Raw genomic sequence first — 23025 nt, forward strand, 5'->3', positions numbered from 1 at the left:
TTGCAAGGTAGCAAATGGATGCGAAAGGAAAAGCGATGGAATACCGTAAGCTTGGCAGCTCTGGCCTGACAACTGCACCTTTGGTTCTGGGCGGCAACGTCTTTGGCTGGACGATTGATCAGGACACCAGCTTTAAGGTGCTGGATGCTTTTGTCGATCACGGCTTTAACGCCATCGACACCGCCGATGTCTATTCCGCCTGGGTCCCCGGCAATGCGGGCGGCGAATCCGAGCGTGTGATCGGCGCGTGGCTAAAGGCCCGCCCCGGTATGCGCGAAAAGGTCACGCTCTTTACCAAGGTCGGCTCGGATATGGGCGTGCCCGGTCACAAGGGCCTGTCGGCCGCTTGGATCGCGCAGGCGGTCGAGGATTCGTTGCAGCGTTTGGGCGTGGACGAGATCGATCTTTATTTTTCGCACTGGCCCGATAACACCCCCTATGACGAGACGCTGGGTGCCTATGAGAAGCTGCTGACAGCCGGCAAGATCCGCGCGATTGGCGCATCGAATTTGGATGCGGCGCAGCTGGGTGAAAGCCTGCGCGTCGCCAAAGACGCGGGCCTGCCCAGCTATCAGGTGCTGCAACCGGGCTATAACCTTTATGACCGCGCCGGGTTCGAGGGCGATCTGGCCGATCTATGTCTGCGCGAGCATATCGGTGTCGTCGTCTATTACGCGCTGGCCTCGGGTTTCCTGTCGGGCAAATACCGCAGCGAGGCGGATCTGGACAAATCCAAGCGCGGCGGCGGCGTGAAGAAATACCTGACCCCGCGCGGCCTTGCGATTTTGGGCGCGCTGGATGTGATCGCCGCCAAATACAGCGCCGCACAGGCCGAGGTTGCGTTGGCCTGGCTGATGGCGCAGCCCGCCGTCACCGCGCCCATCGCCAGCGCCACCAGCATCCAGCAAGTCGAAAGCTTTGCCCGTGCCGCCGCGCTGCAGCTGAGCGCAGATGATCTTGCGGCATTGAACGCCGCCAGCGCGCCCGAGGCCTAAGCAATCGTGGCCTGATCCATAAAAGCCACGCAGTCCGCGAAATTCGGGTTTTCCCTTTTCGCGGGCTGTAATAGGCAACCGACATCACAGCAGGGGATAGACATGAGCGTTCTGGCCAAATTCACTTCCATCGTCGGCGGCGTCATGGTGCTGCTGCGTCGCGGTCAGACGCCTGCGCAACAGGCCTTTGGCGCAACGCCCAGCATCCCGCCTGCGCGCGAACAGGGCATTATGACCCTGAAAATGCCCAGCGCCAAAGGCTGGGAGCCGGGGCACAAGCCCGTCGCCGCACCGGGTTTGCAGGTGAATGCCTATGCCATGGGCCTTGACCATCCGCGCTGGCTGCATGTGCTGGACAATGGCGATGTACTGGTGGCCGAAAGCTCGAACAAGGCGCGCAAGCCGCGTAGTTTCATGGATCACGCACAGGTCGCGACGATGCGCCGTGCCGGCGCGCTGGGCGAAAGCGCGAACCGGATTACCCGCCTGAGCGATCCGGCGGGCACGGGCACGGCGAGTGATAGCCGCGTGTTCTTGCAGGATCTGAACCAACCCTTCGGCATGGCCGTGGTGGGGGATCGTTTCTTTGTCGGCAATACCGATGGTGTGGTCGCCTTTGCTTTCGATACGGCCACGCAGCAGGCTGTTGGCGCTGGCGCCAAACTGGTGGATTTCAAACCTGGTGGCCACTGGACACGCAGCCTGCTGGCCTCGCAGGATGGGCGCAAGCTCTATGCGGGCGTCGGTTCGCTGTCGAATATCGGTGATCAAGGTATGGAGGCCGAAGAAGGCCGCGCCGCCGTTTGGGAGCTGGATCTGGACACCGGCGCCGCGCGCATCTTTGCGGGCGGTCTGCGCAATGCCGTCGGCCTTGCATGGGAGCCGACGACCGGCGCCCTCTGGACCGTGGTGAACGAGCGCGACGGGCTGGGCGACGAGACCCCGCCCGACTACCTGACATCGGTGCAGGACGGCGGCTTTTATGGCTGGCCCTATAGCTATTGGGACAAGATCGTCGATGATCGCGTGCCGCAAGACGCAGGCCTGGTCGCCCGTTCGATCACGCCCGATTACGCGCTGGGCGGGCATACCGCGTCGCTGGGCCTGTGCTGGATGCCAGCGGGCACACTGCCGGGGCTGCCGGACGGGATGGTGATCGGTCAGCACGGCTCATGGAACCGCGCGAAACTCAGCGGCTATAAGGTGGTCTTTGTGCCGTTTGAAAATGGCCGCCCCTCGGGCCCCAGCGTCGATCTGCTGTCGGGCTTTTTGTCGGATGATGAAAAGCAATCCTATGGCCGCCCGGTGGGGGTTGTCGTCGGGCCGGATCAGCGATCCATTCTGGTCGCCGATGATGTCGGCAATGCGATCTGGCGGATTTCCGCTGCGTAATTCTGTCGCTGACTGATTGATCAAAAAATAAGCCTTGGGTCAGAAATCTGCCCAAGGCTTAGTCGTTTTGACGCCTCTGCCTATGCATCGGGCGCTGCGGCGTAGACTCGGGCGCGCCGCGTGCAATCCTTGCAACAGATATATGCAGGGAGAGATGTACATGTTCCATTCGGGAAAAGCCGCCATTGCTGCTGCTGTGGCTGCGGTGATCGCCAGCGGCGCTGCCGCGCAAACCGCCATGCCCTTCACGCTGGATTGGCGGTTCGAAGGCCCCGCGGCGCCGTATTTTCTGGCACTGGATAACGGCTATTTCACCGCAGAAGGCCTCGATGTGACGATTGCCGAAGGGGTCAGCTCGCTCGATGCGATCCCGAAAGTGGCGACGGGCGCGTTTCCGGTCGGCTTTGCCGATATCAACAGCCTTGTGCGTTTCCTTGATCAGAACCCCGGCGCGCCTGTCACGGCCGTTATGATGATCTATGACAAGCCGTCGTTCGCGATGGTGGGCCGCAAGTCGCTGGGCATCGAGGTGCCGACCGACATCCAGAACCACACGCTTGGCGCGCCGCCGCCCGATGGCGGCTGGGCACAATTCCCGATCTTTGCCGCCGTGAACGGGATCGATATGTCGACCGTCACCGTCGACCCCGTCGGCTTCCCCGTGCGCGAGCCGATGCTGGCCGAGGGCAACGTCGATGCGGTCACCGGTTTCAGCTTTTCGGTCAAGCTGAACCTGATGCGTCTGGGCATCCCCGAAGATGACATCTCGGTTCTGCTGATGGCCGATTATGGCGTTGATCTGTATGGCAATGCGATCATCGTGAACACCGATTTCGCCGCTGAAAACCCCGAGGCTGTGACCGGCTTCTTGCGCGCGGTCGCCACCGGTTTCCGTGAGGCGGCGGCTGATCCGGCTGCGGCGGTCGATGCCTTGATCATCCGCAACCCTGCGGCCGATGCGGCGCTGGAAACCACCCGTCTGGAAATGGCGCTGAATGACAATGTCATGACCGAATGGGTGATGGCGAACGGCTTTGGCGGCATTGATCCCGCGCGCCTGGACAGCGCGATTGAACAGACCACGCAGGTCTATGAATTCGTGAACAGCCCCGATGCGTCGCTGTATTTCGATGCCGCGTTCCTGCCCACCGATGGCAGCTTGAACATGCAATGAAAGGACAGGCCCGGACAGGATCCGGGCCGACCATTCCATGAAAGATTTGATTGAAATCAAGGGCGTACGCCACGCCTATACGACCAAGGCTGGCCCGCTGCCGGTGCTGGACGGTTTGGATATCTCGGTGCCAGAGGGCAGCTTTGCCGCTGTTGTCGGCCCCTCGGGCTGCGGGAAATCGACGCTGACCAAGCTGATCTCGGGCCTGATGAAACCGCGCGAGGGCGAGGTCTGGCTGGGTGGGGAACGCGTCACCGGCCCGCGCAAAACGGTGGGCATGGCCTTTCAGAACCCGGTCATGCTGGAATGGCGCACGATCATGCAAAACGTGATCCTGCCGCTGGAAATCGTCGCGCCCCGTATGCCGCAGGCCGAACGCGAGGCCCGCGCGATGGAGCTGCTGGAAATGGTCGGCCTGAAAGGGTTCGAGGGGAAGCGCCCGTCCGAGCTGTCGGGCGGGATGCGCCAACGCGCCAGCCTGTGCCGTGCGCTGGTGCATCAGCCGCAGGTGCTGATCATGGACGAGCCGTTCGGCGCGCTCGATGCCTTCACGCGCGAGGATCTGTGGCAGACCATGCGTGATCTGCGCGTGCAAAAGCCATTCACCTGCGTCCTCATCACCCATGACCTGCGCGAGAGCGTTTTCCTGGGCGATCAGGTGATTGTGCTGTCGGGACGCCCCGCGCGCACGCAATATGTGCTGGATGTCGACCTGCCCGCAGACCGCACGCTGGATATTTTGTTCGAGCAAAAGGCGCAGGACATGCTGCATCTGCTGCGCGACCAGATCCGCATTGCCCAAGGGCGCGATGGGGCAGTGCATTGATGGATCGTTTGCAAAAGATCGCCGTACCGATCCTGTCGATCGTCGTGTTTTTGTGCCTGTGGGAATTGCTGGTCTGGGTCAACCAATGGCCGAACTACCGCATGGCCTCGCCCTCCGACCTGCCGCCCGCCTTTTGGCGGTTCCGCTATCTGTTTCTGGAAATGTCATGGCAGACGCTATGGCGCACGGTGGTTGGCCTGCTGCTGGCGGTGATTGTCGGCACCTTTCTTGGCATGATCATGGGATTTTCGCGGGTGCTGCGCGAGGCGCTTTATCCGCTGCTGGTCGGGTTCAACGCGGTGCCAAAGGCGACGTTGGTGCCTATTATCTCGCTGTTGTTCATCGGGCAGCATGATTTCAACACCATCTTGATGGCGTTCATGATCAGCTTTTTCCCGATTGCGGTGTCGATCAGCATTGGCCTGTCGACGCTAGAGCCGGAATACCGCGATATCCTGCGCTCTCTGGGCGCGAGCCGTTTGACGATTTTCCGCAAGATCGCGCTGCCAAAAACGCTGCCGGAATTCTTTGGTGCGCTGAAAGTCGCGGTGACGCTGGCCTTTATCGGCACCAACCTGGTCGAGATCGTCAGCCCGCATGGCCGCGGCCTTGGGGCGCTGTTCAACTCGGGCGCGATCAACGGGGATTACCCGCTGATGTTCGCGGTGCTGATCGCTTTGGCGGCCCTGGGGATCTTGCTGTATTACGGTGTTGTCGTGCTGGAAAAGATCTTTGCCGGCTGGGCCGAGCGCAGCCAGAGCTAGAACCGTTTGCCCGTGGCCCAGTGGGCCGCGGGTTTTATCCCGCCGATGGGGAACAGGTGCAGCGCGGCGATGGGGCTAGTTGGCTGCGCCGCCACATGCGCGGCCAGTGCGGCGGCCACGGCATCGGGGCGCATCGGAAACAGGAAATGGCGCAGATCGCCGCGCCGCTTGTTCAGCACCTGCAGCGACGACCCGACGCCGCAGGCAAGGCCGAACCTGATCAGCGCCGACAGCTTTGCAGGGCCCGCAAGCCCGACATGTACAGGCAGATCAACCCCTAAGCTGGCGATCCGCGCCGTCCAATCGATCACCGGCTGCGCGTCAAAGACGAATTGCGTCACCAGCGCGCTTTGCGCATCGCTGCACTGCGCGAAATCGCGTTTGGAGACCAGCGCGGCATCGGCGGTTTGCGTGCCGCCTGACGGGTCCAGATCGGGGCTGCCCTCGGGGTGGCCGGCAAAGAACAGATGCGTAAAGCCTGCGCGATCAAAGGCTTCGGTCTCGATCAATTGCAGGGCGCGGTCGAAATCTCCGACAGGGCTGCGCGGCCCGCCGCCCAGCACCAGCGCGCGGCGCACATCCGCCGCGTCCTGATAGCGGTGGATCATATCCACCAGCGCCGCGCGATCTGCGATCAGACGGGCGGGGAAATGCGGCTGCGGCTGAAAACCGGCACCGCGCAGGGTCTTTGCCGCCCACAGCATGTCATCAAACGGAGTCCCCGCGATATGCGCGATATAGACGGTGGTGCCGCGTGGCAGCAGGGCGGTCAGATCGCCCGCGCCGCGCAGCGCGCGCGGGGTCACCTCGATCGAAAAACCTGCAAGCAGATCGCGTGGCATCAGGCGGTTTGGCCCAGCAGCGCGGCTGCGGCGCGTTGGCCGCTGGCAAGGCAGTCGCCAACACTGATCCCGTCGCGCCAACTGCCGATCAGCCCCAGGCCCGGCATCTGCGCGACCGCGCCGTCGATCCGTTGCAGCAGCGACAGGTGCCCGACCTCGTATTGCGGAATAGCATGGGGCATGCGGTGGATGCGGTGCCAGACGGGCGGCGCGCGCAGGCCCATCAGATCGCCAAGGTCGCTTTGGACCTGCGCCAGCAGCGCATCGTCATCCAGCGCGGTGATCGTCTCGTCATTGCGACCGCCGAGGAAGACATTCATCAGATGATGCCCCTCGGGCGCGCGGCCGGGGAATTGCGCAGAGGCAAACAGCGCGCCCAGGGTGCGCCGCCCCTCAAGGCGCGGAATCAGGCCGCCAAAGCCATCGAACGGATGGCCGACATCCTTTGCCGCATAGCCCAGCGCGACAGCGATCATCGGGGCATAGGGGATAGCGCGCAGATCATCGGCAAGGGACAGGGACATGCCCTCGACCAGATTGGCGGTGAAACCTGCGGGTATGGTGACCAGCACCTGCGCGGCGTGATAGGTGGTGCCGCTATCGTCTTGCACTTGCCAGCCGCCGTCCGATTGCGCCAGCGTCGTGACCTTGCGGCCGGTCAGCAGACGGCCGCCCAGTGCGGTGAAACGATCCGCCAGATGGCGCGGCAGGCTTTGCATCCCTTGCGGGAAACTGACCAGCGCGCGGCGCCAATTCTCGGGCATATCGCCTGCGGGCGGGGCGGCTTTGCGCGCGGCCATCATACCGCGAACGACCGATCCATTGCCCGCGCCTTCCGCCAGCGCCAGACGCGGCATCGCGGCGCGCACAGATAGCCGTTCAGGATCGCCGCCATTGGTGCCCGAGACAAACGGGTCGATGAACTGACGCAGGACGTAATCACCAAAGTGGCGGCGGATAAAGCTGGCGATGCTTTCATCGGGGCCGTCCAGCGGCTTGGCACGCAGATCGCGAAACAGCGCGGGCAGGGCAGGGCGGGTGAGGCCGCTCAGCAGCGCCGAGATCGGATCGCGCGGCAGCGCCTGCAACTTGCCGCCCTTGGCAAGATAGCGCCGCGCGCCCGCACCATTGGCGAGGATCACACTGTCCAGCGCGCCCAGATCACGCAAGGTCTCGTAAAGAGCGGGGCGCGCCAGCAGCGTGTTTGGGCCGAGTTCTGCCTGCCAATCGCCATCACGCAGCGTCTCGACCACACCGCCCGCGCGGGGGGCGGCCTCGATCACGGTGACGCGGCGGCCAGCCTCGGCCAGACGCCATGCCGCAGACAGCCCGGTGATCCCGCCGCCAATGATCAGGACATCATCTGTGGGATTGGCTGTCATCTGGCTCTCCTGCACAAAAACGCGTCTGTTACGGCTCGGCTTACGCCTGACGCTGGGAAAGTTCCAGCGCCTCCCTTGCCGCAGGGGGGGGATCGGACTATCTTGGGTCTTGGCGGGTTTCTGCTCTACGCGTGTAAGGACTCAATTCCAGTGGCCTTAAGCAATTCCGAGGGAGCTGGCTCTGTTCTGGTTCTGGCCTGATTATCTGGCGCCCACCTGTAAAAACAGGTCCTCGGGAATAGAAGATCCCCACGGTTGCTGCGGTTCCCGCCACCATCTATGCCCTGATACGCTGTGACACGATGGCGCAAATCACCAATTGCGTCATGTGAAACAGCATCAGCGGCAAGATCAGCAACGATACATCCTGCCCTGCGAACAAGATGCCCGCCATCGGCAGGCCGGTGGCCAAGCTTTTCGTCGATCCCACATAGAACAGCGCCAGCAGATCCGCCTTTGGCATCCCGCTGAGGCGCCCGAGCCCGATCACAATGCCCATGACGATCGCGAGCAGCGAGATCAGCACAAGCTCTAGCGCGATAAACGCGCCCAGCGGCATCATATGCCAGATGCCATTGACCACCCCCGCCGAAAACGCCGAATAGACGATCAGCAGGATCGAGCCGCGATCCACGATCATCATGGGCAGCTTGTGCCGGTTCAGGAACTTGGCCAGCAGCGGGCGGCAGAGCTGCCCGAGGATGAAGGGCAGCAAGATCTGCTGCGCGATCTTCCAAAAGGCCGATGGCTCGATACTGATGACGGCTGCGGATGGGATCATGACCATCAGCAGCACCGGCGCCAGCACCACGCCCAAAAGGTTCGAAACCGAGGCTGCCGTCACTGCCCCCGCCGCGTTGCCGTTCGAGACCGATGTGAACGCGATCGAACTTTGCACCGTCGACGGCATCGCCCCGATATAGATCAGCCCAAGGCCGACAGCGGCGGGCAGAAAGGCTGCTGTCAGCGGCGCGACGGCCAGCGACAACAGCGGAAACAGCACGAATGTCGCGATCAGGCAGCCCAGCTGCAGCCGCCAATTGGCAAAGCCCGCGATAATGGTCGAGGTCGCCAGCTTTGCCCCGTAAAGGAAGAACAGCAGCGACACCGCCCAATAGGTCGCGCTGCCGACCATATCGGCGAACATGCCGCGCGCAGGCAGGATGCTGGCCAAGGCGACGGTCAGCGCCAGCAGCATCATGTAACGGTCAATGCCAATACGTCTTAAGGCTGTCTCGATCTGCGACAGGGCCATGGGTGCCTCATCTGATAGGGTTTTGCGCATGGCTAGCCGTGCGCGCGGCTGGCCGCAAGGCGGCTGGGGCATAATATCAAAAATCCGCTAGCGCGGTGTGACGCCTTGCAGGTGCCCGGCGGTGACCATAGCGCCGCTGTTGCCGCCCTATTTCATAGCATTTGCCTATCGTCTTGTTGGTTTACCCTGCGCCTTGCGCTTGACAGACGCCCCCGCATCAGAGTCATTGCGCCCTAAGGCACGGTTCAAGGGGATCATCATGTCGCTGCTTATTCACACCGGCGGAACCATTGGCATGGTGCCCGGCCCTGATGGGTTGACGCCCGGCGAAGGCATTGTCGAGGCGGCTGTCGGCAAGCGCGCCCGTGTTGTCAGCTTTGATCCGCTTTTGGATAGCGCCGATGTCGGCCCCAGTCATTGGAACAACCTGCTGGATTTGATCGAGGCTGAAAACGGCCCCGTCGTCATTACCCATGGCACCGATACGATGGCCTACACCGGCGCGGCGCTGGCGCAGGCTTTGGTCGGCTGGCCGCATCCTGTGGTGCTGACCGGCGCGATGCATCCGCTGGGGCTGCAACTGGATGCCGAGGCGAATTTGGAACTGGCGCTTGCGGTGACGCCTCCTGCGGGTGTCTGGCTGGCCTTCGCCGATCAGCTTTTGCCTGCGGGCCATCTGGTCAAGGCCGATAGCAGCGGCGACAAGGCCTTTCGTGCCGTAGCTGTTCAGGACATGCCCGAGGCAATCTGGGAAAAGCGCCGTTTTGCGCAGAAACGTCTGGCTGTTTTGACGCTGTCGCCCGGATTGCCCGTGACAATGCTCGAAGCCGCGCTGGCCGAGCTTGATGCCGCTGTGCTGCGCGTCTTTGGTGCGGGCACGATCCCCAGCGATCCAGGGATCGAGGCGGCGCTGACCAATGCCCAGATCCCGCTGCGCGCGGTGACCACTTGCGAAAACGGTGGCTTGGCCAAGGGGGCCTATGCCGCAGGCGCTGCGCTGTGGCGCGCGGGCGTCGAAAATGGCGAGGCTGAAACCCCAGAAGCGGCACTGATTAACCTTTGGTTGCGCCTGCCAGCGTGATCGCCGTTGCCCAGACGCACCGGGCGCGCTAACTGATCGGGCAGGAGGACGCCCGATGCAGGACAAGCCGCTTTTCGCCATGGATATCGCCCCGCCCGCTGGCCCGCTGACGGGGCAGATCGCGCTGCCGGGGTCAAAATCCATTACCAACCGCGCCTTGCTGGTCGCGGCATTGTCGCGCGGTGTCAGCCATCTGACCGGCGCGCTGGCCAGCGATGACACCCGCCATATGGCAAATGCGCTGCGGGCGATGGGGGTTGATGTCGTGGCCGAGGGCACGACGCTAACCGTGACCTCGACCGGCAAGCTGCTTGTGCCCGATGCGCCGCTGTTTTTGGGCAATGCGGGCACGGCGATGCGGTTCCTGACGGCGGCCTGTGCCTTTGTCGACGGCACTGTGGTGCTGAACGGCGATGAACATATGCAAAAACGCCCCATCGCACCGCTGGTCGATGCGTTGCGTGCGATGGGCGTTGATATCAGCGCCCCCACAGGCTGCCCGCCTGTGACGATCCATGGCGGCGTCACGCCCCCTGCTGGCGGCGGTGCGGCACTGGTCGAGATCGACGGCAGCCTTTCCAGCCAATATGTCTCGGCCCTGCTGATGGCGGCACCGATTGCGCCTTGGCCGGTGCGCGTGCGGGTGACGGGGGATGCGCTCGGCTCGCGCGGTTATGTCGATATTACGCTGGCCACGATGCGCGCATTTGGCGCCGAGGTCGCGGATGAGGGCAATCTGACATGGCTGATCGCCCCGACGGGCTATCGTGCCACCGATTACGCGATCGAGCCTGACGCTTCGGCCGCGACCTATATCTGGGCGGCTGAAATGCTGACGCATGGCAAGATCGACATCGGCATCGCAGCAGATGCAATGAACCAGCCCGATGCCCGCGCCTTTGATATGATCGCAAAATTCCCGCATTTCCCGCTTGAGATCGACGGCGCGCAGATGCAAGACGCCATCCCGACCCTTGCCGTGATGGCGATGTTCAATGGCGGCACCGTGCGGTTCACCGGACTTGCTAACCTGCGTGTCAAGGAAACCGATCGCGTGCGCGCCCTGTCGAACGAGATCAACCGCATCCTGCCCGGCCTTGCAGTCGAGGAGGGCGATGATCTGATCGTTTACGGCGATCCGACCCTGATCGGTCAGGAACTACCGGCCGAGATTTTCACCTATGCCGACCACCGCATCGCCATGAGCTTTGCACTGGCGGGTCTGAAACTGCGCGGTATCCGGATTCTGGACCCGGCCTGCGTGAACAAGACCTATCCGGCCTATTGGCGCGATATGGCGTCACTGGGTGTGCCAATGACGCCAATCGACTGATTACATGATGAACTGACGCACGAAATCGCTGGCCGGTTTCGCGCGGATATCGGCGGGCCGCCCGACTTGTTCGATGCGGCCCATCGACATGACGACGACGAAATCGGCCAGCTCCATCGCTTCTTCCTGATCGTGGGTGACGAAGATCGTCGTGAGCCCAGTGGAATCGTGGATATGGCGCAGGTTTTGTCGCAGTTCCTTACGCACTTTTGCATCCAGCGCACCAAAGGGTTCGTCCAGCAACAGCATCCGCGGCTCGATCGCGAGGGCTCGGGCAAGGGCGACACGCTGGCGCTGGCCGCCCGAAAGCTGGCTGGGATAGCGCGCCCCGATATCCGGCAGTTGGATCATATCCAGCAGATGGTTCACGCGGCGACCAATTTCACCCTCGGGCGGGCGGTGGGCGCGTTTGCGGGCCCGCAGACCATAGGCGATGTTTTCAAACACGGTCATATGTTTGAACAGCGCATAATGCTGGAACACAAAACCCGCGCGCCGCTGCTGTACCGTCAAATCGGTCGCATCCTGCCCGTCAAACCGGACGCGGCCCGAGCTGGGAAACTCCAAACCGCCCAAGATGCGCAGCAAGGTGGTCTTTCCCGACCCTGATGGCCCCAAAAGCGCGATCAGCGCCCCCGATGGGATCGACAGCGACACAGGATGCAAGGCCCGCGATGCACCGAATTCTTTGGCCAGTTCTTCGATTTCGATTTGCATGTTGATCTCCGATACTGGTCAGTGGTTGCGGGTGGCGTTCAGCACATCCGCGTAACGCCATTCCATCAATGATTTCAAAGCGAGGGTCACCAGCGCCAGCAGCGCCAGCACGGCGGCCATCGAAAAGGCGGCGACGGACATATATTCGTTATACAGCATTTCGATCATGATCGGCATGGTTGTTGTCTCGCCCCGGATCTTGCCCGAGATGACGGCAACCGCGCCAAATTCACCCATCGCCCGCGCATTGCACAGCAGCACACCGTAAAGCAGCGCCCAGCGGATATTGGGCAGGGTGACGGTGAAAAACACGCGCCAGCCGCTGGCGCCCAATGTCAGCGCGGCCTCTTCCTCGGCGCGGCCCTGTTCGATCATGACGGGGATCAACTCGCGCGCGACAAAGGGAAAGGTGACGAACAATGTTGCCAGCACGATGCCGGGAAAGGCGAAAACGATCTTCATATCATTGGCAATCAGCCAGGCGCCAAAGGTCGAATTCGCGCCAAACAGCAGCACCAACGCAAGCCCCGCCACCACTGGCGAGACCGAGAACGGCAGGTCGATCAATGTGATCAGCAGCGTCTTGCCGCGAAAGTCGAATTTTGTGATCGCCCATGCGGCTGCGATGCCAAAGACCGCATTCACCGGCACGGAAATCGCCGCCACGATCATCGTCAGTCGGATCGCGCTTTGCGCATCGGACGAGCCGAGCGAGGCAATCGCGGTTGAGACGCCGCGCGACAAAGCCTCGACGAAAATGGCGATCAGCGGGGCGAACAGCAGGATCGCGGTCAGCACCAGCACAAGGCCGATGATCAGCCACCGCACCAGGCGGGGCTCGGTTGTCACGCGGGTCTGGGTGATATCAGACAAGGCCAATCCTCCTTCTGCTCCAGATCTGGATCGCGTTGATGAACAGCAGCATCGCAAAGGAAATCACCAGCATGGCGATCCCGATGGCGGCGGCGGCCTCATAGTTGAATTCCTCGAGGCGGATGAAAATCAGCAGCGGCGCGATTTCGGTCTGAAAGGGGATATTGCCCGCGATGAAGATGACCGAGCCATATTCCCCCACCGAACGTGCCAGCGCCAATGCAAAGCCGGTCAATAGCGCGGGCACCAGAGTAGGCAAGATCACACGGCGCAGGGTGTAAAAGCGGCTGGCGCCCAGCGTGGCGCTGACCTCTTCCACGTCACGTTCCAATTCCTCGATCACGGGCTGCACGGTGCGCACAACGAAGGGAATGCCGATGAAAATCAATGCGATCCAGATGCCAACTTCTGTATAGGCGATACGGATGCCGAATTGGCCAAGGAATTGGCCGAAAAAGCCGTTCGGCGCATAGAGTGCCGTTAGCGCAATGCCGGCAACGGCGGTCGGCAGCGCGAATGGCAGATCGACCGCAGCATCGATGAATTTGCGGCCCCAAAAATCATATCGCACCAAGATCCATGCCAGCAGCAGGCCAAAGATCAGGTTGAACAGCGCAGCGATCAGTGCGGCGCGAAAGGACAGCATCAACGCCGCCCAGATCCGACGCGAGTTGATCATCGACCACAGCTCGCCCGGACCAACAGAAAAGCCGCGCCCAATCAGCGCGGCCAGGGGAATGATAACGACGATGGAAAGCATCGCCAAAGTCACGCCAAATGCCAGGCCGAAGCCTGGCATAGGGGAGGGAGCGCGCATGAGGCCTGATTTCATCCTATTCCTCGTAGATTTGGTCAAAGATGCCGCCGTTGCTAAAGAAGGCGGGTTGCACCTCGGCCCAGCCGCCCAGATCGTCGATCGTCACCAGTTCCAAATCGGGGAAGCGGGCTAGATCTTCGGGGGTCGCGGCGGATGTGTCCCAAGCGCGGTAATAGTGGCGCAGCGCAAGGGCCTGAGCCTCGGGGCTGTAAAGGTGTTCGAGATAGGCCGTTGCCAGCGCGCGCTGCGCATCATCGGCCAGATTGCCATCGACAATAGAGACTGGCGGCTCGGCAAGGATGGACAGCGACGGGACGACGATGTCAAACGCGCCTTCGCCTTGTTCGGCAAGGGCCAAGAAGGCCTCATTTTCCCAGGCCAGCAACACATCACCCAGACCGCGCTGCACGAATGTATTGGTCGAGCCGCGCGCCCCGGTGTCGAGCACCGGCACGTTGCGCAGCAGCGCCGCGACGTAATCGCGTACCTGCGCCTCGTCGCCGTCAAATTCGCGCTGTGCCCAGGCCCAAGCGGCCAAAAAGTTCCAGCGCGCCCCGCCTGAGGTTTTCGGGTTCGGGGTGATGACCTGCACATCCTCGCGGATCAGGTCTGCCCAGTCGTTGATCCCCTTGGGGTTGCCGTCGCGGACAAGGAACACAATGGTCGATGTATAGGGCGACGAGTTATGCGGCAGACGTGTTTGCCAATCGGCCGGGATCTTGCCCGTGCTCTCGCCAATCACGTCGATATCGGCGGCCAGGGCCAGCGTCACGACGCCCGCTTCCAGCCCGTCGATCACGGCCCGCGCTTGCCCGCCCGAGCCGCCATGCGACTGGCGCAGCGTGGGTGCAGGGTTGCCCTGTGCTGTCCACCATTGTGTGAAAAGCTCATTATATTCGCGATATAGCTCGCGTGTCGGGTCATAAGAGACGTTCAGCAATTCTTGTGCCTGCGCCTGTGCCGGCGGCAGCGCCCCAAAGCTGAGGCTGGCCGAAAGGCCAATGGTGCCCAATGCCCACATGAACCCCCGCGACAGGCTGAGCGAGGCCAGCGCCTGCACAAAGGCCGATGGGCGCTCGACCTCGGTCTGGCCGCGGCCCACGGCCGCGCCGATCAGGCGCCGTCCACCGGCATCAATTTCAACACGTCCGTCACGGGTGGTCCGAATGAACCTTCCTTGTGCGAATGAATGCGTTCCAGTGCGAATAGTCCGATACATCTTCAATCTCCGCTTGTCGCCAGAGGTTGGCCATTATCGTTCGGCCTGACCCGATAGGTAAATAACGACATAGCCTGTCGTGTTTATCAAGAAAAACTATTGGCTGATTTTAGTCGATTTGTAGAATTTCCTTCTCTGCGATGGGGCGGATCGCGGCGCGAATATGGTTTACCTCGGGCCTGCCCAATGGCACTTTGCACGGATGACCCAGACCATTTCCGTGCCGCTTTGGCTTTTGATTTTGATCGTGTTGTTTGCGGCGGTGACGTTTGCATCTCACTTTCTTTTTCCATCGGTAAGGTGGTTTTTTCGTAAACGAATGGAGCGTGTTGTCGCCCGCGTGAACGAACGTCTGCCGCGCCCGATCGAGCCGTTCAAACTGGCCGAACGCCACGATATGATCGAGCGGTTGATCTATGATCCTGATGTTGTTGCACAGGTCGTGGAACATGCCCGCACCAATAATGTCCCCGAGGCCGTCGCGTTCGAGCGTGCCCGTGACTATGCGCGTGAAATTGTGCCTGCTTTTTCGGCGCGCGTTTACTTTTCACTCGGATTGCGAATCGCCCGCTGGTTGTCCCGCACCCTTTATCGCGTGCGCGTCAGTGGCAGTGATGCGGCGCGATTCGAACGAATCAATCCCGATTCGACCGTCATCTATGTGGTCAATCACCGCTCGAATATGGATTATATTCTGGTCACTTGGCTGGTGTCGGGATCGACGACCGTTTCTTATGCGGTGGGGGAATGGGCGCGGGTTTGGCCGCTGTCGTGGCTGATCCGGGCGATGGGTGCGTATTTCATCCGGCGCAAGGCGCGCGGCGCGCTTTATCGCCGCGTGCTGGAACGCTATGTGCAGATGGCGACCGCCGGGGGCGTCACGCAGGCGTTTTTTCCCGAAGGCGGGCTGTCGCTGGATGGCTATCAGGCCAAGGCCAAGCTGGGGCTGTTTTCCTATCAGGTCGAAAATTACCGCCCCGGTATGCGCAATATCGTCTTTGTGCCTGTCGCGATTAACTATGATCGCATTTTGGAAGACCGCTTTTTGATCGCCGCCGATCAGTCGGGCGTGCGCAAATTCCGTCCTCCGATCCTGCGCGGGCTATGGGCGATGACCAGCCACTTGCTGCAACGGATGACATTGCGGTTCCGCGGCTTTGGCTCGGCCACCGTCGCCTTTGGCACGCCGTTGTCACTGGCCGATGCCGCGCCCACGGGCGGCGCGGGCAAAACGCAAGAGATCGCGGACGAGATGATGGCCCGCATTCGCGCCGTCATGCCCGTGGTTCCCGTGCCGCTGATCGCCCGCGCGCTGCTGGTGATGGAGGAGCCGACCCGCGCCAAGCTGCTGGGCGCTGTCACCGCCGATCTTGAGGCATTGCGCGGCTCGGACGCGCTGTTGATGCGCCGAAAACCGCAAGATGTCGTGGATGATGCCCTTGCCGCGCTGATCGAGCGGCGCATCCTGCGCGAGCATGGGGCAGATTTGATCATCGCGCCGGATAGTCTGCGGGTGCTGCGGTTCTATGCCGCCTCGATCCAGCATCACTTTGGCGAAGGCCCCGCGCAGCCGGTCGAGCATCTCACCCCCGAGAATGAGCAGCAAAAGCTGCTGGTCAGCTAGGCTCTTCGGCCACCAGTTCCAGCTTTGTCGGCACCTCGAGGTCGCCGGTTGCCAGCGGGCCTGCGGGCCGCGACAGGGCATAGCGGGTGACCCAGCGCAGTTCGCGTTCGGCGCGTGTGATCGCGACATAGGCGAGGCGTTTCCACAGCGGCTGACCTGCCTCGGATCGCCCTGCGCGGGCGGCGGCCAGAATATCGGGCGCGAAAACCTGCACCGTATCCCATTGCGAGCCTTGCGCCTTGTGGATCGTCACAGCGGCGCCATGCAAAAAGGTCGCGCCCATTTTGGCGGCATAGGGGATGAAGGGTTCTTCCTCGCCGACCTGCTCGATCTTGATGATGCTGGATGCGCCAAGGCGCGGGTCCTCGGCCCCCATCACATGCAAGCGGGAAAAGCCGGGGCGCTTGCCCGGCCCAAGGTAAATCACCTGCGCACCTTTGATCAGGCCGCGCGCCTCAAGGTCGAGGCGCTTTTTGCGGTGCTGTTGCGGCAGCTCGATCCCGTCGCAGATCAGCGGCTCGCCGGGCAGCAGGCTGTCGGCGGGGGCGCTGTAAACCGCGCGAAAGGCATGGATCAGGCGAATGCGCGTGGCGTTGCGCCAGACCAGCACCGGACTGCGCGCCATCAGATCGCTTTCGACCCGCTGCGCCAGCACCACACGCGGATCGCGGCGGGCGGCCTGTTCGATCATCGTCTCGAAACTGTCGAAATCGAGGGCGGGGTCAGCCAAAGCATGGGCCAGATCAAGGATCGGGCTGTCGGCCTCTTGCCGGTGGATGCGGTTCAGCACGAGGCGGCGTTTTTCCGGCAGCTTGTCAAATGCCATGCCGCCCACACCCTGCACCGGGGGTAGCTGCGCCGGATCGCCGAACAGGATCAGCGTCGGGAAAATCTCTTGCAGGTCTTTCAACTGCCGCTCGTCCAGCATCGAGCTTTCGTCGATAAAGCCGATATCCAGTGGATCTTCGCGGCGCTTCCAGCCGGTGATAAAATCCGACCCGCGCAGACCCGCTGCCGCCAGCGCCGCCGGGATACTGGCGTTCTGGACATAGCTGGCATAGGCGCGATCCAATTGGATGTCGGTGACGGCATCGGTCGCCTCGGGGCGGTCACCTTGGCCGGTCAGCCATTCGGCCAGCTTTTCATAATCGGGGTCATAGACCGGCGAATACAGAATCCGGTGGATCGTCGTTGCAGGCACGCCGCGATTGCGCAGCACCGATGCGGCCTTGTTGGTGGGGGACAGCACGGCCAGCGTGCGGCGGTCCTTGCGGGCCTTGCCCTCCCAATCAGCGGAGATAATCTCGACCCCGGATTCTTTCAGCGCGCGGGTCATTTGCGCCAGCAGCAGCGTTTTACCCGAACCGGCCTTGCCGATGACGGCCAACGTGCGCTGGGTCTCGCTGGGCGGGCCGATGATCTGGCTGTCATCAAGGTCAACGCCGGCATCATGAAGCGCGGCGGCAACCGCGTCCCATGCTTCGGCCTGATCGGGGGAAAGGGCAACAGAACTCATGGCGCGACCCTAGCGGGGCAGGGCGACTTGCGCCAGTGGCGGCGATGGGTCATGCAAGTGCAAACCTTGCAAAGGATGATCCACATGAAACACGTTTTGCTGCTGAACGGCCCGAACCTGAACATGCTGGGCCGCCGCCAGCCCGAAATTTACGGCGCCGAGACCCTTGCCGATATCGTCGCACGCTGCACCCTGCGCGCCAGCGACCTTGGTTTCACCCTCGAGGCGCGCCAATCGAATTATGAGGGCGAGCTGGTCACCTGGATTCAGGACGCGCGCGAGAAAGCCGATGCGATCATCATCAACCCCGGTGCCTATAGCCACACATCCGTCGCCATTTTGGACGCGCTGAGCATGTTCGAGGGCCGCGTGATGGAGGTGCATCTGTCGAACATCCACAAGCGCGAGGCGTTCCGCCATCACTCTTATGTGTCGGCACGCGCCGATGCGGTCATTGCAGGTTGCGGCGCCGAGGGGTATGAACTTGCCCTGCTCCGCCTGGCGACGCTGCTGGGCTGACCCCGAAGGACTAATATGACACAAGCAAGACCCACGATCTTGCAGGTTGATAACCTGCAGAAACGCTACCCGTCTGGCTTTACCGCGCTGAACGGCGTCACGCTGGATGTGCGCGAGGGCGAGATATTGGCGCTGCTCGGGCCAAATGGTGCCGGCAAGACCACGCTGATCTCGACCATCTGCGGCATTGCCCGCGCCACCGGCGGCTCGGTCACCGTTGGCGGCTATGATATTTTGCGCAATTACCGCGAGGCGCGCCGCCTGATCGGCCTTGTGCCGCAGGAATTGACCATCGATGGCTGGGAGCCGGTGCTGCAATCGCTGCGGTTCTCGCGCGGGTTGATGGGCGAGGCGCCGGACGAGGCCTATCTGACCGGTCTGCTGGATCGCCTGTCGCTGGGCGATAAGGCCACCGCGCGCGTCAACCAGCTATCGGGCGGGATGAAACGCCGTGTGCTGATCGGCAAGGCGCTGGCCCACCGCCCGCGCGTTCTGTTCCTTGACGAGCCGACCGCCGGCGTCGATGTAGAGCTGCGCCGTGACATGTGGGATCTGGTTGCCGATCTGAAATCGCAGGGCGTCACTATCATCCTGACCACCCATTATCTGGAAGAAGCCGAGGCCATCGCCGACCGCATCGCGGTTATCGACAAAGGCAAGATCCTGCTGGTCGAGGATAAAGACGTGCTGATGCGCCAGATGGGCCGCAAAATGCTGCGTATCACGCTGGATGCACCGCTGGATGCCATCCCCGAGGGCCTGGCCCGCGAAGGGCTAGAGCTGGCCGAGGATGGCCGCGCCTTGGTCTATACCTATGACACCCACGCGGCTGAAACCGGCATTCGCGCGCTGCTGAACGATCTAAGCGCGGTTGGGCTGAATATGCTGGATCTGGCCACGCATGAAAGCTCGTTGGAAGAGATCTTCATTGATCTGGTGAAAGGAGGCCGGGCATGACCATGAACTGGCGCGCCGTCTGGGCGATTTACCGCAATGAAATGAACCGCTTCTTCCGCACGATGTATCAAAGCATCGTCTCGCCCGTCATCTCGACCGCGCTCTATTTCGTTGTCTTTGGCACGGCGATCGGCAGCCGCATCCCGACGATCGAGGGGGTCAGCTATGCCGCCTTTATCGTGCCGGGCCTGATCATGCTGTCGCTGATCATGCAGGGCACATCGAACGCATCCTTCGGCATCTATCGGCCGCGGTTTGTCGGCGCGATTTATGAACTGCTCGCCGCCCCGATCAGCTTTCTCGAGGTTGTCTTGGGCTTTGTCGGCGCAGCGGCCAGCAAGGCGATGTTTATCGGGGCGATCATCTTGCTGACTTCGACCTTCTTCGTCGAATTGCACTTTGCCCATCCACTGGCGATCCTAGCGTTCTTTGTGCTGACGGCGGTGACGTTTTCGCTGTTCGGCTTTGTCATCGGGATTTGGGCGGATAGTTTTGAACAGGTGAACCTGATCCCCGGCCTTGTACTGACGCCTTTGGTTTTCCTTGGCGGCACGTTCTATTCGATCTCGATGCTGCCGCCTGCGTGGCAGGTCATCAGCATGTTCAACCCGGTGGTTTATTTGATCTCGGGGTTCCGCTGGGCGTTTTTCGGCTATGCGGATGTGCCCGTGCTGGCTAGCCTTGCGGCAATCGCCGGATTTTTGGCGCTGTGCCTGACCATCGTGTGGATCATCTTCCGCACCGGCTGGCGGTTGAGGAAGTAACATCTGATGCTCATCAAAATTGTCATCGTCTTTCTGGGCTTCATGCTGCTGGTCGCCATGTTTGCCGGACAGATCATGAAATGGATGGGGAAAAAGCCGCGATTGGCGACCACCTGCAAACGATGTGGGCGGCCGCTGATCGCGGGTAAATGCGACTGCAAAGGATAGGCGATGCGGGCATTGGTCACTGGGGCAGGCGCGCGGCTGGGGCAGGCGATGGCGCTGTATCTGGGGCGTCGGGGTTTCGATGTGGCGGTGCATTACGCCACATCGAAATCGGGCGCCGATGACACTGTCGCCGCGCTGCAGGCGATGGGGCGCCGCGCCGCCGCGCTGCAAGCCGATCTGCTGGTCGAGGATGAGGTGCAGGGCCTGATCGCCCGCGCGGCAGACGCCCTTGGCGGCAAGCTGACCTGTCTTGTGAACAATGCTTCGGTCTTTGAATATGACAATATCCGCACCGCCAGCCGCGACAGCTGGGATCGGCATATCGAATCGAACCTGCGCGCGCCCTTTGTCCTGACCCAAGGCTTTGCCCTGCAAGCCCCCAAAGCCATCGCCGATATCAGGGGCGAGCCTGTGGCGCAGGCCTTGGTCGTGAATATGCTGGACCAGCGCATCCACAAGCTGACCCCCGAATTCATGTCCTATACCATCGCCAAAATGGGGCTTTGGGCGCTGACGCGCACGGCGGCACAGGCGCTGGCGCCCGATGTGCGCGTGAACGCCATCGGCCCCGGCCCGACTTTGCGCGGCGCGCGCCAATCCGAGGGGCATTTTGCCCGCCAGCGTGCCGCGACGATCCTGTCGCGCGGCTCGAACCCCGATGATATCTGCGCGGCTCTGGGATACTTTCTGGATGCGCCATCGGTCACCGGGCAGATGCTGGCAACCGATGGCGGCCAGCACCTTGGGTGGCAGACTCCCGACATTTTGGGTGTCGAGTAGTTCACTTTTCGTTCGAAATGATTAGATTGTGCGGCAGTCGATCATTAGGCAGGCCATGCACAGCTTATCCCAACGTTATCCACAGGCTTTTGCGATATCCACGCACAGGGTTTTCCCGCGATGAGCGAGACGCCCCTGATCGGTCATGCCCTGATCGCAGATTATCTGAAGCGGCTTGACGGCTCGCCCGGTGTCTATCGGATGCTGGATGGGGAAAGCCGCGTGCTTTACGTCGGCAAGGCGAAAAACCTGCGGGCGAGGGTGTCGAATTACGCGCGTGAGGGCGGCCATTCCGTGCGCATCGACCGCATGATCCGCGAAACCCGCGCCATGATGTTTCTGACGACCAAGACCGAGGTCGAGGCGCTGTTGCTGGAACAAAACCTCATCAAGCAGTTGAAACCACATTATAATGTGCTGCTGCGTGACGATAAAAGCTTCCCCAATATCCGCATCAGCCGTGACCATGCCTTCCCGCAGATCGCCAAACATCGCGGCGCGCGCAATGAAAAGGCCGATTACTTCGGCCCCTTCGCCAGTGCGGGGGCGGTAAATCGCACGCTGAACCAGTTGCAAAAGGCGTTCCAACTGCGGGTCTGCGAGGACAGCAGTTTCAACAACCGCTCGCGTCCTTGCCTTTTGCACCAGATCAAACGCTGTTCGGCCCCCTGCGTCGGCAAGATCAGCGCCGCCGATTACGCCGCTGAAGTGGCCGAGGCGAAGCTGTTCTTGCAAGGCCGCAGCGCCGCGATTCAGGAACGGCTGGGCGCCGAGATGGCCGCCGCATCCGAGGCGATGGAGTTTGAACGCGCGGCCGCCCTGCGTGACCGTATCCGTGCGCTGACCGCGGTGCAGACTTCGCAGGGCATCAACCCGCGCACCGTCCCCGAGGCGGATGTGATCGCGCTGCATATGGAACATGGGCAGGCCTGTGTGCAGGTGTTTTTCATCCGTGCGAACCAGAACTGGGGCAACCACGATTTCTACCCCAAGCTGAACGAGGAAACCGACGCGGGCGAGGTGATGCAGGCCTTTGTCGGGCAGTTCTATGCCAATCGCGATCCCGCGCGGGTCGTGCTGTTGTCACAGGGGCTGGATGATCCCGATCTGATGGCGCAGGCTTTGTCCGAAAAGGCGGGGCGCAAGATCGAAATCGCGGTGCCACAGCGCGGCGAGCGGGCGGAACTGGTCGAGGGCGCTTTGCGCAACGCCCGCGAAAGCCTAGGCCGCCGCATGTCCGAAACCGCAACGCAGCGCCGTCTGCTGGACGGCCTGGCCGAAGCCTTTGACCTCGACGGCCCGCCGCGCCGGATCGAGCTTTATGATAACTCGCATATCCAAGGCGCCCATGCGATCGGCGCGATGGTGGTGGCCGGCCCCGAGGGGTTCGAGAAGAACCAATATCGCAAGTTCAATATCAAAGATCCAAACACCACCCCCGGCGACGACTTTGCCATGATGCGCGAGGTGCTGACCCGCCGGTTCCAGCGCCTTTTGCGCGAGGACCCCGACCGCCAGACCGCCGAATGGCCTGACCTTTTGTTCATCGACGGCGGCGCGGGGCAGGTCTCGGCCGTGCATGGCGTGCTGGTGGAACTCGGGGTCGAGGATGTCGCCATGATCGGGATCGCCAAGGGCGAGGATCGCGATTTGGGGAAAGAGGAATTCTATCGCCACGGCCGCCCCGTGATGGCCCTGCGGCACAATGATCCGGTGCTGTATTTCATCCAGCGCATGCGGGACGAGGTGCACCGTTTCGCCATCGGCACCCACCGCGCCAAACGGTCAAAGGCCTTTACCACCAATGCGCTGGACGAATTGCCAGGCGTCGGCCCCGCGCGCAAACGGGCGCTGCTGCAGCATTTCGGCAGCGCAAAGGATGTCTCCAACGCCCACCTCGAAGATTTGAAGGCGGTGCCGGGGATTTCGGATGCGATGGCCGAGAAGATCTATAACTATTTCCATGCCAAGGGCTGATTGCTTGACTTGGGGCAGGCATCGCCGCATGCAGGGGCGAAGATGGGGGA

The 23025-nt window shown here is 62.1% G+C and carries 22 protein-coding genes and 1 other RNA gene; 15 read left to right on the top strand and 8 right to left on the bottom strand.

All coding sequences use genetic code 11. The annotated features are described in order from the left end of the window. Positions 1-35: 35 nt before the first annotated feature. The 5 genes from KVU_RS00510 (at position 36) to KVU_RS00530 (ending at position 5151) form a co-directional block, all read left to right on the top strand. Positions 36-995, top strand: a complete 960-nt coding sequence (locus tag KVU_RS00510) for an aldo/keto reductase (protein WP_044008120.1) — start codon at positions 36-38, stop codon at positions 993-995. A gap of 102 nt (positions 996-1097) precedes the next feature. Next, a complete protein-coding gene (locus tag KVU_RS00515) occupies positions 1098-2387 on the top strand; it encodes a PQQ-dependent sugar dehydrogenase (RefSeq protein ID WP_013383349.1) in 1290 nt (429 codons plus the stop codon). A 160-nt stretch (positions 2388-2547) separates the two neighbouring features. Continuing rightward, a complete protein-coding gene (locus KVU_RS00520) occupies positions 2548-3561 on the top strand; it encodes an ABC transporter substrate-binding protein (RefSeq protein ID WP_013383350.1) in 1014 nt (337 codons plus the stop codon). 37 nt (positions 3562-3598) lie between these two features. Next, the gene (locus KVU_RS00525; RefSeq protein WP_013383351.1) at positions 3599-4387 is read left to right on the top strand and encodes an ABC transporter ATP-binding protein; all 789 of its coding nucleotides are present in this window, start codon (positions 3599-3601) and stop codon (positions 4385-4387) included. Next, positions 4387-5151 carry an ABC transporter permease gene (locus KVU_RS00530; RefSeq protein WP_013383352.1) on the top strand — a complete coding sequence of 255 codons (765 nt, stop codon included), beginning with the start codon at positions 4387-4389 and terminating at the stop codon, positions 5149-5151. Before KVU_RS00525 ends, KVU_RS00530 begins: the two co-directional genes overlap by 1 nt. Here the strand turns inward: KVU_RS00530 and KVU_RS00535 are convergent. Next, a complete protein-coding gene (locus tag KVU_RS00535) occupies positions 5148-5993 on the bottom strand; it encodes a methylenetetrahydrofolate reductase (protein WP_013383353.1) in 846 nt (281 codons plus the stop codon). The two genes, KVU_RS00530 and KVU_RS00535, sit on opposite strands and share 4 nt — an antisense overlap. Next, positions 5993-7375 carry a protoporphyrinogen oxidase gene (hemG, locus tag KVU_RS00540; protein ID WP_013383354.1) on the bottom strand — a complete coding sequence of 461 codons (1383 nt, stop codon included), beginning with the start codon at positions 7373-7375 and terminating at the stop codon, positions 5993-5995. The genes KVU_RS00535 and hemG overlap by 1 nt, the downstream gene beginning before the upstream one ends. A 114-nt stretch (positions 7376-7489) precedes the next feature. Here hemG and ssrS point away from each other — a divergent pair. Next, positions 7490-7646, top strand: a non-coding RNA gene (gene ssrS, locus KVU_RS16410) — 6S RNA. Between the two features lie 6 nt (positions 7647-7652). Here ssrS and KVU_RS00545 read toward each other — a convergent pair. Continuing rightward, positions 7653-8630 carry a bile acid:sodium symporter family protein gene (locus tag KVU_RS00545; RefSeq protein ID WP_338033833.1) on the bottom strand — a complete coding sequence of 326 codons (978 nt, stop codon included), beginning with the start codon at positions 8628-8630 and terminating at the stop codon, positions 7653-7655. Between the two features lie 259 nt (positions 8631-8889). On the opposite strand from KVU_RS00545, the gene KVU_RS00550 reads away from it, so the two are divergent. Together KVU_RS00550 and KVU_RS00555 are read left to right on the top strand one after the other, a co-directional pair. Then, a complete protein-coding gene (locus KVU_RS00550; protein WP_236953125.1) occupies positions 8890-9711 on the top strand; it encodes an asparaginase domain-containing protein in 822 nt (273 codons plus the stop codon). Positions 9712-9766: 55 nt separating this feature from the next. Further along, the gene (locus tag KVU_RS00555) at positions 9767-11044 is read left to right on the top strand and encodes a 3-phosphoshikimate 1-carboxyvinyltransferase (RefSeq protein ID WP_013383357.1); all 1278 of its coding nucleotides are present in this window, start codon (positions 9767-9769) and stop codon (positions 11042-11044) included. Here the strand turns inward: KVU_RS00555 and KVU_RS00560 are convergent, their stop codons facing one another. The 4 genes from KVU_RS00560 to KVU_RS00575 are packed head-to-tail and all read right to left on the bottom strand — an operon-like array spanning position 11045 to position 14670. Beyond that, positions 11045-11761, bottom strand: coding sequence for a sulfate/molybdate ABC transporter ATP-binding protein (locus KVU_RS00560; protein WP_013383358.1), 717 nt, complete (start codon positions 11759-11761; stop codon positions 11045-11047). 18 nt (positions 11762-11779) lie between these two features. After that, on the bottom strand, positions 11780-12634 hold the full coding sequence (gene cysW / locus KVU_RS00565; RefSeq protein ID WP_013383359.1) for a sulfate ABC transporter permease subunit CysW: 855 nt from the start codon (positions 12632-12634) through the stop codon (positions 11780-11782). Further along, positions 12627-13466, bottom strand: a complete 840-nt coding sequence (gene cysT, locus KVU_RS00570; RefSeq protein ID WP_014537444.1) for a sulfate ABC transporter permease subunit CysT — start codon at positions 13464-13466, stop codon at positions 12627-12629. Before cysT ends, cysW begins: the two co-directional genes overlap by 8 nt. 1 nt (position 13467) lies before the next feature. Next, positions 13468-14670, bottom strand: a complete 1203-nt coding sequence (locus KVU_RS00575; protein ID WP_420812007.1) for a sulfate ABC transporter substrate-binding protein — start codon at positions 14668-14670, stop codon at positions 13468-13470. Between the two features lie 202 nt (positions 14671-14872). Between KVU_RS00575 and KVU_RS00580 the strand changes: the two genes are divergently transcribed. Beyond that, a complete protein-coding gene (locus KVU_RS00580) occupies positions 14873-16294 on the top strand; it encodes a 1-acyl-sn-glycerol-3-phosphate acyltransferase (RefSeq protein WP_014537445.1) in 1422 nt (473 codons plus the stop codon). Here KVU_RS00580 and KVU_RS00585 read toward each other — a convergent pair. Continuing rightward, positions 16287-17810, bottom strand: a complete 1524-nt coding sequence (locus KVU_RS00585) for an ATP-dependent DNA helicase (RefSeq protein ID WP_013383364.1) — start codon at positions 17808-17810, stop codon at positions 16287-16289. The two genes, KVU_RS00580 and KVU_RS00585, sit on opposite strands and share 8 nt — an antisense overlap. An 84-nt stretch (positions 17811-17894) precedes the next feature. Between KVU_RS00585 and aroQ the strand changes: the two genes are divergently transcribed. The 6 genes from aroQ (at position 17895) to uvrC (ending at position 22975) form a co-directional block, all read left to right on the top strand. Further along, on the top strand, positions 17895-18329 hold the full coding sequence (aroQ, locus tag KVU_RS00590; RefSeq protein WP_013383365.1) for a type II 3-dehydroquinate dehydratase: 435 nt from the start codon (positions 17895-17897) through the stop codon (positions 18327-18329). Between the two features lie 15 nt (positions 18330-18344). Next, positions 18345-19286: an ABC transporter ATP-binding protein gene (locus KVU_RS00595; RefSeq protein ID WP_013383366.1), complete on the top strand. Its 942-nt coding sequence runs from the start codon at positions 18345-18347 to the stop codon at positions 19284-19286. 2 nt (positions 19287-19288) lie between these two features. Beyond that, complete coding sequence (locus KVU_RS00600) at positions 19289-20050, top strand: ABC transporter permease (protein WP_044008122.1); 762 nt, start codon at positions 19289-19291, stop codon at positions 20048-20050. Positions 20051-20056: 6 nt separating this feature from the next. Beyond that, positions 20057-20218, top strand: coding sequence for a hypothetical protein (locus KVU_RS16075; RefSeq protein ID WP_013383368.1), 162 nt, complete (start codon positions 20057-20059; stop codon positions 20216-20218). A 3-nt stretch (positions 20219-20221) separates the two neighbouring features. Then, positions 20222-20998 carry an SDR family oxidoreductase gene (locus KVU_RS00605; protein ID WP_013383369.1) on the top strand — a complete coding sequence of 259 codons (777 nt, stop codon included), beginning with the start codon at positions 20222-20224 and terminating at the stop codon, positions 20996-20998. A 120-nt stretch (positions 20999-21118) separates the two neighbouring features. After that, positions 21119-22975, top strand: a complete 1857-nt coding sequence (gene uvrC, locus KVU_RS00610; RefSeq protein ID WP_013383370.1) for an excinuclease ABC subunit UvrC — start codon at positions 21119-21121, stop codon at positions 22973-22975. Positions 22976-23025: the final 50 nt, after the last annotated feature.

Origin of the sequence: Ketogulonicigenium vulgare WSH-001 (assembly GCF_000223375.1) — a bacterium.
In the GTDB taxonomy this organism is placed as follows: Bacteria; Pseudomonadota; Alphaproteobacteria; order Rhodobacterales; family Rhodobacteraceae; genus Ketogulonicigenium; species Ketogulonicigenium vulgare.